6 protein-coding genes are annotated in these 13,942 nt (G+C 55.5%); 1 reads left to right on the top strand and 5 read right to left on the bottom strand.

The features are described from left to right. Positions 1–9: 9 nt before the first annotated feature. On the top strand, positions 10–2,298 hold the full coding sequence (locus MKJ04_RS04255) for a CRTAC1 family protein (RefSeq protein WP_241639660.1): 2,289 nt from the start codon (positions 10–12) through the stop codon (positions 2,296–2,298). 5 nt (positions 2,299–2,303) lie between these two features. Here the strand turns inward: MKJ04_RS04255 and MKJ04_RS04250 are convergent, their stop codons facing one another. The 5 genes from MKJ04_RS04250 to MKJ04_RS04230 form a co-directional block, all read right to left on the bottom strand. Then, complete coding sequence (locus MKJ04_RS04250; RefSeq protein WP_241639659.1) at positions 2,304–5,906, bottom strand: VCBS repeat-containing protein; 3,603 nt, start codon at positions 5,904–5,906, stop codon at positions 2,304–2,306. 128 nt (positions 5,907–6,034) lie between these two features. Further along, positions 6,035–6,595: a hypothetical protein gene (locus MKJ04_RS04245; RefSeq protein ID WP_241639657.1), complete on the bottom strand. Its 561-nt coding sequence runs from the start codon at positions 6,593–6,595 to the stop codon at positions 6,035–6,037. A gap of 110 nt (positions 6,596–6,705) precedes the next feature. Then, positions 6,706–8,337 carry a RagB/SusD family nutrient uptake outer membrane protein gene (locus tag MKJ04_RS04240; RefSeq protein ID WP_241639655.1) on the bottom strand — a complete coding sequence of 544 codons (1,632 nt, stop codon included), beginning with the start codon at positions 8,335–8,337 and terminating at the stop codon, positions 6,706–6,708. Between the two features lie 25 nt (positions 8,338–8,362). Further along, a complete protein-coding gene (locus tag MKJ04_RS04235) occupies positions 8,363–11,500 on the bottom strand; it encodes a SusC/RagA family TonB-linked outer membrane protein (protein WP_241639653.1) in 3,138 nt (1,045 codons plus the stop codon). Between the two features lie 812 nt (positions 11,501–12,312). Then, positions 12,313–13,941, bottom strand: a complete 1,629-nt coding sequence (locus MKJ04_RS04230) for an FG-GAP repeat domain-containing protein (protein WP_241639651.1) — start codon at positions 13,939–13,941, stop codon at positions 12,313–12,315. Position 13,942: the final 1 nt, after the last annotated feature.

Below are 13,942 nucleotides of genomic sequence, written 5' to 3'. Positions count from 1 at the left end.
ACTCAGAATATGGTGCGCCTTCTTCGTTCTTGTGCTAAAAGTATACCCGGCATTTGTCTCCTGATTGCCCTCCTCCTGCCCGGTTGCGGCGAGAAGAAGGAGGAAACGGGCAGCCGGGAAATGGTAGCGCTCCTGGAGGAAGTGGCCCAGACGTTTTATATCCCGGACAACCGTTTTGCCAACCATGCCCGGGTGGCCCATTTCGACTCGCTTGCGGCAAAAGCCACCGGCCGGCGCAAGTTCGACTTTGAGTACCAGAAAGCCACCGAGCTGCTCCGGGCGGGAGAATCGGCGGAGGCGGCCAGGCTGTTTGAGAAACTGCGCGCGGAACTGCCACAGATCGCCTACAGCCTCACACCGAAGGACGTGGGGCTGGCCGACCGGCTGGAGGCGGATATCGCGCAGGCATACCTGCGCACCGGCGAACAGGAAAACTGCCTGCTTAACCATACCTCCGCCTCCTGCATTTTCCCGATTGCCAGCCCAGGCTTCCACCAGCTCCCCGACGGCTCCCGCAAAGCTATCGCGCAGTATACCTCCCTGCTGAGCCGCCACCCCGATGCCCTGCAGTACCGCTGGCTTTTGAATATCGCCTACATGACCCTTGGCGAGTACCCGGACCGCGTGCCAAAGCAATGGCTCATCCCGATAGAGGATCAGTCGCCATACCCTGTGGCCCCGTTCGAGGAGATTGCCGGGGACCTGGGCGTGGACGTGGCCGATATTTCCGGGGGAACGGTGCTGGAGGACTTCGACAACGACGGGTATCTGGACATTCTGGCCTCTTCCTACGGGCTGCGGGATCAGATTCGCTATTTCCACAACCAGGGCGACGGCTCTTTTGCCGACCATACCGCGAAAGCGGGGCTGACAGGCATCACCAACAGCCTGAACATGCTGCAGGCCGATTATAACAACGACGGTTACATGGATGTGTTGGTGCTGCGGGGCGCATGGTTTGAGCATCAAGGCAAGCAGCCCAACTCGCTCCTGCGCAACAACGGCGACGGCACGTTTAGCGATGTGACGGAGGCCGTTGGCCTGCTCTCCTTCTACCCGACGCAAACGGCCACATGGGCCGATTTTAACAACGACGGATGGGTTGACCTGTTCATTGGCAACGAAACCGCAGACCAGTTCACTCCCAACCCCTGCCAGTTATACCTCAATCACCGTGGCAGTTTTTACAATGTGGCGCAGGAGGCTGGCGTGGCGCTGAAGCAGTATGTGAAGGGCGTAACCTCCGGCGACTTCGACAACGACGGCTGGCAGGACCTGTATGTCTCGACGCTGTATGGCCAGAACTACCTGTTCCGGAACCTGGGGCACGGAAAGAACGGCCAGCTCCGGTTCGATGACGTGACGGAAAAGGCGGGGCTGCAAAAGCCGATGCTGTCGTTCCCCACCTGGTTTTACGATTACGACAACGATGGCTGGCTCGACATTTTCGTGTCCGGCTTTAAGTTCAGCACCGAGCCCGGCGTTTCGTACAATGTGGCGGCCGAGTACCTGGGCCTGCCGAACGAGGCCGAAAAAGCACGGCTCTACCGCAACAACCACGATGGCACTTTCACGGACATAGCCGAGGAGGCGGGCATCAACAAAGCCCTGTATACCATGGGCTGCAATTTTCTGGACATCGACAACGACGGCTGGCTGGACATGTACCTGGGCACCGGCGACCCCAGCTTTGAGTCCATCATCCCCAACAAGCTGTTCCGCAACAACGCCGGGAAAGGCTATCAGGACGTCACGACCGCCGCCGGGGTGGGGCACCTTCAGAAAGGCCATGCCGTTGCCGCCGGGGATCTGGACAACGACGGCGACCAGGATATCTATACCGTGATGGGCGGGGCGTATGAGGGCGACAGCTACCGAAACGCGCTCTTCAAAAACACTTACCAGGAGCGCACCGCCTCCGGCAACAAGTGGATCATACTAAAGCTGGAGGGTATAAAAGCCAACAAAGCCGCCATCGGGGCACGCCTGAAACTTACGGTTACCGAAAACGGCAGGCAAAGGGTGCTGTACCGGGACGTAAACTCTGGGGGAAGTTTCGGGGCGTCGGCGCTGCGGGCGGAAATCGGGCTGGGGCAGGCATCCCGGATCGACGAGCTGGTCATCATCTGGCCCGGCTCCACCCATACCCAGGTGTTTAAGGATATCGCTGCCAACCAGTTCGTCCAGATAACCGAGGGACAGGCCCAGGTAAAAAAGATAGCGGCCGCCAGGCTGGATTTTCAGAAGAAGAAAGGCGGGCATGGAGTACATCAGGCGCATCTGCCTGCTACCCCATAGCCCGGTTATCGCTTCTGTTTCCCAGATACCAGCCGGGCCTGTTCGAGATCAGAGAGCTGTAGCCGCTGCTTCCCCGCTCGGTCCATAATCCGTACCGATTGTACACCTGCCGGCAGCCACAGGGTGCGGGAGGATTGGGACAGGTAGCCGGAGCCGAAGTAAAACTCCTGTTTCCGGGTTTTGCCGTTGGCCAGCGTTAGCGTGGCGTACGCATCGGAAGGCAACACAGGCACTGCCTGTACGGCCGCCGGGCGCATGGTTTGCCGGTATGCCTTCAGGCTGTCGTTGTTGGCCGCCACAAGCAGCAACGGACTTCCGTTTCCGGTATAAATCTCTGCCATGCCTTTAGCGTCGCCATCCACCATAAACCCGCTTCTGGCTGATGCAATGGGCGAAAAACCGCCTTTGCCGTTACCTTTCAGGTAGAGCCCCGTGAAGGCATCATACCTCCCCACCATCACCTCGGTAGCATATGAGTTTCCGGTGAGCAGCGCATCCAGGTTGCCGTCGTCGTCATAGTCGTTCACTGTGATGCCGCATACCGGGGCAAACTGCGCCTGCACCGGCAGCGGCACGATGCGGAATTTGCCATTGCCCAGGTTTTCGAGGTAGCTGCTCGCGAAGTAATTGCTCTCGGCCACGTAGGCACCCTGCAGCCGCTCCGGCGTGAATATCTCGTCGAAGGATTTGCTGGCGTAGTCCTCATACGTCCGGAACTCCCGGCGCATGGATACCATCTGGTCGGTCATGTCGTCGCGGCCATGCACCAGCTGCTTTTTCCCCTGGATATAATAGGTTATCAGCGCGTCTGTTGTGCCGCTCTTGTCAAAGTCTTTGGCATATACCTGCACAGGCTGCTGCTCCGATGCCTTGTATTTGGAGTTGAGGCCCAGGTTACCGGCGATATAGTCTGTGTCGCCATCGTTGTCGAAGTCGCCGCCCGACAGGCTGTTCCACCAGCCGCTGGTGGCGGGCAGCCCGGTGGTGGCGGTGACATCCTGCAATTTTCCTTGTGCATTCTTCAGAAACATCACCTGCATCCACTCGCCCACCACAATCAGATCCACGGCCTTGTCGTTGTCGAAATCGGTCCAGAGGGCGGCGGTTACCATCCCGATATCGGCCAGCAGCGGGCATACCGTGCTGGTCACGTCAGTAAACTTGCCGCCGTTGTTCTGCAGGATATAGCTTTTGGCTGGCAACGGAAAATCCCTTGGCTGCACCCTTCCGCCCACAAAAAGGTCGAGGTCGCCGTCCTGGTCGTAGTCTGCCGCCGTTACGCAGGAGCCGCTTGTGTTGATCGGGGGCAGGGCGTTGGTGGCAAGCGCAAAGTTTCCGCCGCCGTCGTTCCTATAGAGCCGATCCTGGTACGCGCTGGCCCCGGTGGTATGCTCGCTTCCGCCACTCACCACATACAGGTCCAGGTCGCCGTCCTGGTCGGCGTCAAAAAGCAAGCTGCCCATATCCGTTTCGGGCTTCTCCTGCGCGTTTGTGAGTGCTCTGGAGGCAAAGGTGCCGTCTTTCCGCTGCAGAAAGAGCATACCGGTGGTATGGGCACCGCCACCCACATAAAAATCTTCCAGCCCGTCGCCGTTCACGTCGCCCACAGCCAGGCCCGGCCCGTTCCGCGAGTAGGTATGCGGCAGCAGGGGTTGCAGCTTAAAATCTATATACTCCCGGCTTTTGTCTTTGTAGGCGATGCCTGAGGCGGCTGTCACTTCCTTAAAGTAAACCGGTTGCCCTGCCAGCTGCCCTATTTGCGCAGCCGGAGCTGTTGCCTCTTTGTAAGATACCGTGAGCACCTGGTCAGGCTTCACGTTTTTCAGCATCTGCGTTTTGCCGTCGGGCCAGGTTATCTCCACGGTCTCTACCCGCGTGGCCCCTCCCAACCCGAAGTGCAGCATGCTCTCTACCGTAGACTGAAACCCTCGGAAGGGATACTGCTCCGCCACCTGCATGGTGCCCGCATACGTAATTTTTGCGCGTGCGCCAATGCCTGCTTTGTTCGCGGCCGGACCGGCGAACTTCACCCGGAGGTAATGCCCGTCTCCCTCTTCCTGCCTGTTCTTCCGCGCCTGCTCTGTCACCATGTTCTGGTACACAAAGGGCTCCTCATCCACGTTGCTGATCACCAAGTCCAGGTCGCCGTCGTTGTCGAGGTCGGCGTAGGCGGCCCCGCTGGAGAAGGACTCCTGGCCCAACCCCCAGTTCACGGACTCGTCGGAGAAGGTCAGGTTGCCCTTGTTGCGGTACAGAAAATTGTGCTTCTTCACCCCGTCCATCGTCTCGGCCATCTTCAGCAGGTGCCGCTCGCTTCCCTTGTTGCCAAACTTTGAGCGCATCTGGGTGGCATAATAAGTGGCGAAGTCAAGGTGCGTGATGTCTTTGCGGATGCCGTTGGTGATGAGCAGGTCGCGGTTGCCGTCATTGTCGAAGTCCGCGAACAGCGGGGCCCAGCTCCAGTCGGTATAATGGATGCCTGCCAGCTGGCTGATCTCGCTGAAAGTGCCGTTGCCGTTGTTGAGCTGCAGGTTGTTGCGCACATACTGCGGCATGTAGCCCTTCTGCAGCGCCAGCTGAAACTCATCAAAGTTTTTCACCCCGTTCATCAGCTTCTGCCGTCGGCTGTCGTCCGGCATCATGTCCACGGTGATGATGTCGGGCAGCCCGTCGTTGTTGAAGTCAGCCACGTCGGTGCCCATCGAGAAATGGCTTGTGTGCTTCAGGTACGCGCGGATGCTTTCGGTGAAGGTGCCGTCCTGGTTGTTGATGTAGAGCAGGTCATCGTAGATAAAGTCGTTCGTGACATAGATATCCGGCCATCCGTCCTGATTGAAATCTCCGATGCCCACGCCCAGGCCATACCCCTCTTTGGTGATGCCCGCGGCCGCGGCCACATTGGTGAAGGTGTTGTCGCCGTTGTTGCGGTAAAGCCGGTCGGTGCTGTTGCTTATGCCTTTCCCGGCCTTGGCTGCGATCACGTTGGGGTTCACGTCGGCGCGGTTCACGGTGGCCAGGTACACGTCCAGGTCGCCGTCCAGGTCATAGTCAAAAAAAGTGGCCTGGGTCGTATAGCCGGTATCCGCCAGCCCATACCTTTCTGCCGCTTCCTCATACCGCGGCACTTGCTTCCCATCCAGACCCTGGTTTATGTACAGGCGGTTCTTGCGCCGCGCCGGGTCCTTATACCCCGACATGCACACGTAAATATCAAGCAAGCCGTCGTTGTTGATGTCCACAAAAGAGACCCCGGTGGCCCAGTATTCTGTCTGCACGCCGGCTTGCTGCGTCACATCTTCAAACTCCAGGCCGCCCTTGTTGAGGTATAGCTTGCTGGGCACCATGTTGCCGGTGAAGAAAATATCGGGCAGCCCGTCGTTGTTGACATCCCCGATGGCCACGCCGCCGCCATTGTAGAAATACTCGAAGTTAAGCAGGTTGATGGAATCGTTAGATACGAGTTCATTTTTGAAGGTAATGCCGGTTTCCGACGGGTACCGCTGCCGGAATAGCTGATCGTCGGAGCCACACCCCGCCAGTCCTGCCGCCGCAAAAGCGAAGAGCAGAACCCTGAAAAGAAGCGGCATATGTCTGGAATCCGAAATCATGTTGCTTGGGTATGGTGTCCTGAAAGGGCCTGTGGCAGAGTAGCGAGTCTATACCTCCGCGCGCCCATACGTTGCCGGGAGCCGTCTTGCTTTGTCGTAAGTAACCCAACGACCGGCGCATGCCCTTCCTAAAAAGTGATGTTCTGTATTTTGCCGGCCACAATGGTATAAGTTGTATTGCCGTCAGCGGACATGCTGAACCCAAAGTTGCCGGACACGCTGTAGTTCACGGAGTCATACGTGCTGATAATCAACTCTCCGTTGGTGATGCCTGTGGCATAGCTTTGCCTGGTTTGCTGCAGGGCACTGGCCGAGATGCCCGCCGGGTAGAAGTATGCGGTGCCCTGACCGGAGCTCTTGCTTCGGATAGGGTACGATCCCGCCTTTTTCGCGTTGAGCTTCACCGAGAGCCTGATGGCCGTTGTGTCTGTGCCCTGCACCTGCACGCCGATAACGGTCAGGGTGTCGCCGGTGCCCACAAAGGCGCTGGCGCCGTTCGTCACTGTCCGGGTGCCCACGCTGAAACGCCCCTCAGAGGAGGCCCATTCTGCCCCGTTCACAATCGCAGTAATTCCGCTCGCACCAGACCCGGTCGGCTGAGGCACCGGATCAGGATCGCAGCCGAGCAGCAGAAACATGCCCAGCAGGGGCAGCAGCCGTGTAAAACGCATGTGCTTTGCCTTGTTCATCGTTCCCTTCATTAATCATACCCTTAAAAATAAGGAAAAGGATCACAGCATGCGATCCTTTTCCTTATTTTAACTTATACAGTATTCGTGTTTCTGAGGCATCGGCCAGCTTAGAACCCAGGATTCTGATCTCCTTGTAACGCTGGGTTTCTGTCGATCTCGGCCTGTGGGATCGGGAACAGGTTGTGCTTGCCCTCCACAAACGGCCTGCCCATGGCGGTCAGCACAGCAGAGGCCCGGCACGTTCTAACCAGGTCGAAGAAGCGGTGCCCCTCGAAGGCCAGTTCTCTGCGTCGCTCCAGCATGATGAGGTCGCGGAGTTCAGCCTGGCTGGTAGTAGTAGCGGGCAGCGGGCAGGTTGCAGCTGTCTTGCTCTCACGGGCACGGGTTCTCACTTTGTTCAGCGAAACCAGGGCCTCGGCTGATCTGCCCAGTTCATTCAGCGCCTCTGCGTTCCACAGCAGCACGTCGGCATAGCGGATCAGCGTAATGTTCAGCGGTGAGTTAGCGGCGCCAGTCAACTGGTCCTCCGGTATCAGGAACTTCTGAATGCTATACCGGGTGCGCGACCACGGCTTGAATTCACTCCAGGGAGAATCCTTGTCTTTTCTGGCATAATCATACCGTTGGCCATTGATTGTATCGCCAATCATCAGGATAGAATAGTCCAGGCGCGGGTCGCACGGCTCAAAAGCCTCTACAATGTTATTTACTTTAATTTTAGGATTTCCGCCATACCCTTCAGGGGTCAAGGGTCCGATCGGTGTGCTAAAACCCCAGCCAGAGACTTCGGCTGTTCGCGGCGATACCCATTGGTTCAGGGCCAGGCCGTCATTATCGTTGTTCCAGCCACCCGTTCCGCCTACACCTTGCACCGCGAACACAATTTCCGAGCTGTTCTCGCCTGCCAGCGTAAACAAATCAGGGAAATTCTTCAACAGGCTATAGTTGCCCGAGTTGATGATCTCGTTGGTTAGGGTCACCACCTCCTCATACTTGTCTGAGGTAGCATATGGGCTGCTGCTGCATCCATCAGGAGTAGACTGGAAAAGCAGAATTTTAGCCAATAATGCCTGTGCGGCACCTTTTGTGGCTCTTCCCACGTCTCCGCCGCTATAGGTAGCCGGCAGCACTGGTATGGCTTCCCGCAGGTCCTGCTCCATCTGGTCCCAGTTTTCTGCAATGGAAGTTGGCCGCGGCACAAACACCTCGTCCGGATTCAGCACTTTCGTGATGATCGGAACCCGGCCATACGCTTTCACCAGGTCAAAGTAATACTGGGCTCTCAGGAATTTGGCCTCTCCCAGGATCCTGGCTTTCAGGGTTTCGTCCATCTCAATGGGCGGTATCCGCTCTAGCACCAGGTTGGTTCGGTAAACGCCGTCATAGGACTGGCTCCAGAAGTCCATTAGCAGCGGGGCACTGGCCACCTGCGTAAAGTTCTGAAACTGCAGGATCTCACTATAATCCTGGTCGTCCGTGCTGCCTTTGTCGGTGTCGCCCCCTACCACGTCGCCAAAAATCCAGTCCATGCGGGAGTGCACGTCCCACTGCAACGGGTCATAAGCAGCATTCAACGCCGCAATGGCATCATCGGCTGAGGTATAGAAGTTGGCGGTCGTTAGGTCAGACAGTGGTTTCCTGTCCAGAAAGTCATCCTCGCAGGCCTGCAATACCACGCCTCCTCCAATTAACCCTCCAGCAACAAGAGACAGGTATATTGTTTTCTTGAAATTTATCATGGTTCTTTTGAGTTAATGCTGTTGATTAAATACCGATGTTTACCCCAAGCAGGAAAGTTCTGGACTGCGGATAGATACCGCGGTCCACGCCGATCTCCAGCACACTGTTAGACTGGCCCCGCAGGAATCTTGCAGATCCGATCTCCGGATCGAACCCGTCATCGTACTTAGTCCAGGTGAACAGGTTGGCGGCACTTACATACACGCGCAGACGCTGTATCTTTGCTTTGTTAGAGATAGCGGTAGGCACGTTATACCCCAGCTGCAAGTTCTTCAAGCGCACATACGAGCCATCCCGGATCCATCGGTCTGAATCTGGTCTGAGGTTCTGATTTGGGTCACCAGCGATCAGGCGCGGATACTCCGCGTTCGGGTTCTGGGCGGTATAGGTGTTGTTGATGAGGGCCGCGAACTTGTTACCTGGATCGGAGGAGTAGCCATACAGGCTAATCGCGCTCCAGATATCGTTACCGAAACTGCTGTTGAACAGGAAGTTCAGGTCAAAGTTCATAAAGGTCAGCTCTCCGTTAAGGCCTGCCGTTAAATCAGGGAGCGGATTACCGATAAACGTTCTGTCGTCTCCGGTGATGGCACCGTCTCCGTTGCGGTCTACAAAGCGGATATCACCGAGCGAGGCGTTAGGTTGCGTAGACTGTACTTCATCCAGTTCTTCCTGTGTCCGGATGATACCATTTGTCTGGAACCCGAAGAACTGCGCGATTGGCATGCCCTCCTGCGTGCGGCTATTACTTTCGTTCAGTACCAATCCGTTCAGGTCAATCACCTCATTGTCGATGGTGGTTACGTTCAGGCCAAAGCCATACCCAAAGGCACCGTCCATGTTGCGGTAGCCTAGTGCCAGCTCAAGGCCTTTGTTACGAATAAGGCCTGCGTTTGTGAAGGCTGCCGAAGGACCCGTACTCTCCGGGATAGGCAACTGTAGCAGCAGGTCTTTGGTATCTTTGATGAAGTAATCCGCAGAGAACGTCAGCCGGTTCTGCAGGAACCCTGTCTCCAGTCCGAAATTAAGCTGCTCTGTTGTCTCCCACTTAATATCGGGGTTTACCTGCGTTGCCTGGTAAAAGCCTGGAACCTGAATCTGGTCAGCGCCCAGTGCATATCTGCCACCACCGGTAATCACACCGTACGTTGGGTATGGGCTGAAAATATTCTGGTTGCCTGTCTCGCCCCAGCTTGCCCTCACTTTCAGGTTACTCACAAAGTTTACACTGTTCTTGAAGAAATCTTCCTCAGACACTCTCCATCCGATGGAAGCGGAAGGGAACACACCGTAGGTGTTATTCGCAAACTTAGAGGAGCCATCTCTCCTGATGGAAGCAGTTAAAAGATATCTGTCTCCAAAACTATAGTTTACCCTGGCTAATTGAGAGAAAATGGCACTTTCGTTTGCACCCCCACTCACAAAATAGTCTTTTGTGGCCTGATCCAGAAACTGAATATCGGAGTTTTTAAGGAAACCTCCACCTCTTGCAAAGGCATTCTGGTAGTAGTTTTCCTGCGCCTCTATACCTGCAAGTACAGACAGCTCATGCAGGCCAAAGGTTTTGTCGTAGTTAATGACATTGCTCCACTGCCAGGCTCTGTTGGTGCTGTTGTTCACACTCAGTGAGTTGGCATCGTTTCGTCTATTGCCTATGGCGTAGGCCGGGTCGAAGTTCTGGTTTCGGAAGTAGTTGAAGTCCAGGTTAAAGCTAGAGCGGAACTTCAGGTCCGTAATAACTTCTACTTCGCCGTACACAGAGCCCAGCACACGGTAGTTTTTGTTGGTGTTGAACGACTCCAGCGCCAACCATACCGGGTTTTCCGATTCCCCTTCGAAGTTACTGGTCGGGCCGGCAAACGAGCCATCGGGGTTGCGCACCGGCACTGTAGGCAACTGGCGTATACCGCGCGAAAGTACACCGGTGTTCAAATCCTCGTTGTTCGGGATTAGCGCCTCGTCTGTGGCACTCACCTGCAGGGTGTTTCCGATTTTTACCCTGGAGCCAATTTTATGGTCTGTGTTTATACGGAAGGTATAGCGCTCGAAATCGGTACCGATGATGATACCGTCCTGCTGGAAGTAGCCGCCCGACACGTATAAAGTCGAGTTTTCGTTACCCCCGGACCAGGAAAGCTGGTAATTGGAGATCGGTGCCGACCTAAACAACTCGTCCTGGTAATCGGTGCCTTCGCCCAACGACTGAGGGTCGGCCCATGCCGGGTTGGTATTAATACCAGCCGCTTGCCTGGCCATGTTGTCTATCGTAGCGTACTCTGCGGCATTAGTCATGTCCAGTGTCCGCCAGGCATTTTGCACGCCTGTGTAGGCAGTGAAGTTTATCTCGGAGGTGCCCGCTTTTCCTTTCTTAGTTGTTACTACCACTACCCCGTTTGCTGCCCGCGAGCCGTAGATGGCTGTGGCTGAGGCATCTTTCAGAATCTCGATGGAGGCGATGTCGTTGCTGTTGAGGTAGTTGATATTTCCCTCTACCTGCACACCGTCCACTACATACAGCGGGTTGTTGTTGCCAATGGTACCGGCACCCCGGATGCGAATGCTGGATCCGGCCCCCGGGGAACCGGAGTTAGCGGTAACCTGCACTCCCGGCGTCTGGCCCTGCAAGGCCTGCGCAATTGTCGGGGTAGGGATTCTCTCCAGCGCCTCTCCCTGCACGGAGGAAATGGCTCCTGTCACGTCAGACCGCTCCTGGGTACCGTAACCCACTACCACCACTTCCTCTAAGGCCTTGGTGTCGGTAACGAGGCTGATGTTTACAGTAGCGCGGTTGTTGATGGGCACTTCCTGTGTTTTGTAGCCGATGAAAGACACAACCAGGGTGCCGGTGCCGCTTGGCACCCCCAGGGTGAAGTTACCGTTCGCGTCGGTGGCGGTACCGATGGTAGAGCCTTTCACCACCACCGTGGCTCCGGGCACGCCCTGTCCGTCATCACCTACAACGCGCCCTTTCACTTCAATGGTCTGCATAACATTAGACGCAGCATAAGGCATCACAATGCCATCGTTGGCATTGTTAGCAAGCACAGAACCTTCGGATAGGCAAGCGGCAGCAAGCAGCAGCGCTAGCATCTTCTTCTGTGGCAAAGATTTGGTATGGCTTCGCTGGTTGTTTAGCCATAAACTGAGGTATCTCTGTTTCATACAATGATATTTGAGATTAGAATGATTCGTATTTCTCGGGGCGCCGTTCGGCACAGCATATACGATAAAACTTAGCTAAACAGTTTTAACAGTTTTAATAATCGTAATGAGCGCCCTTGGCAAAACTGCTCTCTTCTACCTTATTTCATTTCCGTTTCTCCCCAACGTCCTGTAGCATACACGTTATTTGTGATCATATAAGCTGTGTTACTTCAGTAGAATCCGGTATAGAGCATAAATAATGTATAGACTTTGAGTATACTATTGAGTACTCAGTTACTGTTCTATTCCTCAAAGTTAGTCGAATAAACTATATTTACTAACTATAGTAAAAAAAGTTCTGCTAGTTATACTAGAACACATATTAAGAAGCACTCATATATTGAGTACTCGCTTTTGAAAAAGATACGTTCTCTGCTTTTTTTCAATAATATAACCCATAGCTATATAGATGGAATTTTAGAAAGTCTGTGCTATAAAGTCAAGTATCCATACTGTTGCTGCAGTATACTATAGCCCATAAGAGTATGCCTGCAACAGCATATTACTCTGTTCTGAACTCAGTGTTCTCTGTTGTTATCGTGATGCCAAATCAATTGATTAGCACGCATCACACGCACTCATAAGCAAGTGGAATTCTTCTTGGCAGGGTATGGGCCCTCTATTTCGACCAAGATTCTTGACAGAATGACAACTTGAGTTTCATTTGAATATAGCTACTTCAGAAGATTTCAGACTGCATAAAAGGCCGGATGTTCTGTTAACTCTTCCCCTACAAGATTAGGTCAGAAGGGGGTAAGAAGCTCGACCTTTTAGGGTATGGCTCGCTTCGCCCTATTGCCTGCAGGCAGCGGCTTGCCTTTCAAACTGTTTTGCAAAACCAACACGCTTGGCCCGTCTTTCCGCCACTTCTCCTGCTGGTCAGGTGGGGCGGGGGTATAAATGAAGGAACCCAGTATGATGTCCAGGTCCTGGTCCTGATCGTAATCGGCGGCCTCCAGGGTAAGCCAGTGCCCTGCCTGCGACTGGCCAAAGGTGCTGGCCGCGAAGGTGAGGTTCTGCTCTTGCCGCAGGTATACAAAGCCTTTCTCCGGAGTGTTTTTAAAGTCGGGGAAGAAGGAAATGGCGGCCAGGTCCAGGTCACCGTCCTGGTCAAAGTCGCGGGCTAGCACTTTAGACGCGCCCGGCATCGGGTAAAAATACGCCTCCGCAAACACGTTCCTGCCATCATTCAGGAAAATGCGGATGCCATGGTATGGCTTTAGCACCGGGGAGTGGTCAGCGTTGTCGCCTGTGGCCACCACAATATCCGGGAAGCCATCCTGGTTAAAGTCGGCCAGCTCGAAGTAGCTCGACCCATACACGGGCGGAAACTGCAACAGGTTCCGCTCTTCAAACGTACCCTTGCCCCGATTGTAAAACACTTTGATCGCCTCGGTGCCTTGGGCAAACAGCACCACCAGATCCTGTCGCCCGTCGCGGTCCAGGTCTGTCACCTCCACTTTCCGGGCACCCGGCAGCGCCTTCAGCACGTGTGGTTCATACCTCCCCTGCCCCAGGTTGCGGTACCACACCAAAGCTCCAATGTTATTGCCATAGTTGCAGACGATGAGATCCTCCTGCCCGTTCTGGTCCAGGTCGGCGGTGGCCAGCGCCACGGGGCGGCGCAAGCCTTCCAGCAAAACGTCAGGGGTATGCTGCTGAACACCCGAGAACTGGTGCAACTGCCCTTTTTGCAGGTCCGAGGGATCCATGGTACCGATGGTCAGCACCCGGTATACCCCCTTTTGCAGCGCCATATCTACCGGAGCCGAGGAGAACTGCACAGAGTCTTTAACCTGTAGATTTTTATCGAGCCTGAAGAGCCAGTTCCGAAGGTCACCGATCCAGAGTTCCTTTTTCAGGGGTTCATACCGAATCATCGTCGTGAGGGCGGGCTTGCCTTGGTGCAGCGTGGGAGTGACCACCGTAAACCCATCTAGCGCGGGTGCCAGGGGCAGGGCGGCGGGCAGGGTCAGGTGCTCCGGCGCATGTTGCCGGTAATACGCCTCGATCTTCTCGAAGTCTCTTTCCGCGATGAGCGGCTGTTCCGGGAAGATGCCCGCCGTCAGCAGCGCGGTCACCTCATCCGGCGGCCTGTTAAGGTAAATGCTGGCTCCGGTTCTGTTCAGCCCCAGGCGCAAGGCCATCTGCGGCAGCACCCCCTCCTGCCAGGTGGTTTTGTCCAGCAGGGCCGGGTCGGGGAAGGTATGACAGGCTTGGCAATACGCCTTCGCCAGCTGCTCGCCGGTCAGGTGCAGCGTCTCCGCCGTGTCAGGCAAAAGCGCTGGCTGCACGCTTACCCGCTCCCGGGCCAACTCCTTTTGGTCCGGGTTGCCGGTGCAACTTCCTAGCAGCACCGTTATACCTATACCTATAAGCAAGACAAGACGCTGCGCCATG

Source organism: Pontibacter sp. E15-1, from assembly GCF_022601975.1.
Lineage (GTDB): Bacteria > Bacteroidota > Bacteroidia > Cytophagales > Hymenobacteraceae > Pontibacter.
Note: the sequence above shows the minus strand (reverse complement) of the source record. Positions and strands in the feature narration are given on the sequence as shown.

Bases quoted from the DNA above. Each gene is read 5' to 3' on its own strand.
- MKJ04_RS04255 (WP_241639660.1), top strand. From the start codon at position 10: ATGGTGCGCCTTCTTCGTTCTTGTGCTAAAAGTATACCCGGCATTTGT.
- MKJ04_RS04250 (WP_241639659.1), bottom strand. From the start codon at position 5,906: ATGATTTCGGATTCCAGACATATGCCGCTTCTTTTCAGGGTTCTGCTC.
- MKJ04_RS04245 (WP_241639657.1), bottom strand. From the start codon at position 6,595: ATGAACAAGGCAAAGCACATGCGTTTTACACGGCTGCTGCCCCTGCTG.
- MKJ04_RS04240 (WP_241639655.1), bottom strand. From the start codon at position 8,337: ATGATAAATTTCAAGAAAACAATATACCTGTCTCTTGTTGCTGGAGGG.
- MKJ04_RS04235 (WP_241639653.1), bottom strand. From the start codon at position 11,500: ATGAAACAGAGATACCTCAGTTTATGGCTAAACAACCAGCGAAGCCAT.
- MKJ04_RS04230 (WP_241639651.1), bottom strand. From the start codon at position 13,941: ATGGCGCAGCGTCTTGTCTTGCTTATAGGTATAGGTATAACGGTGCTG.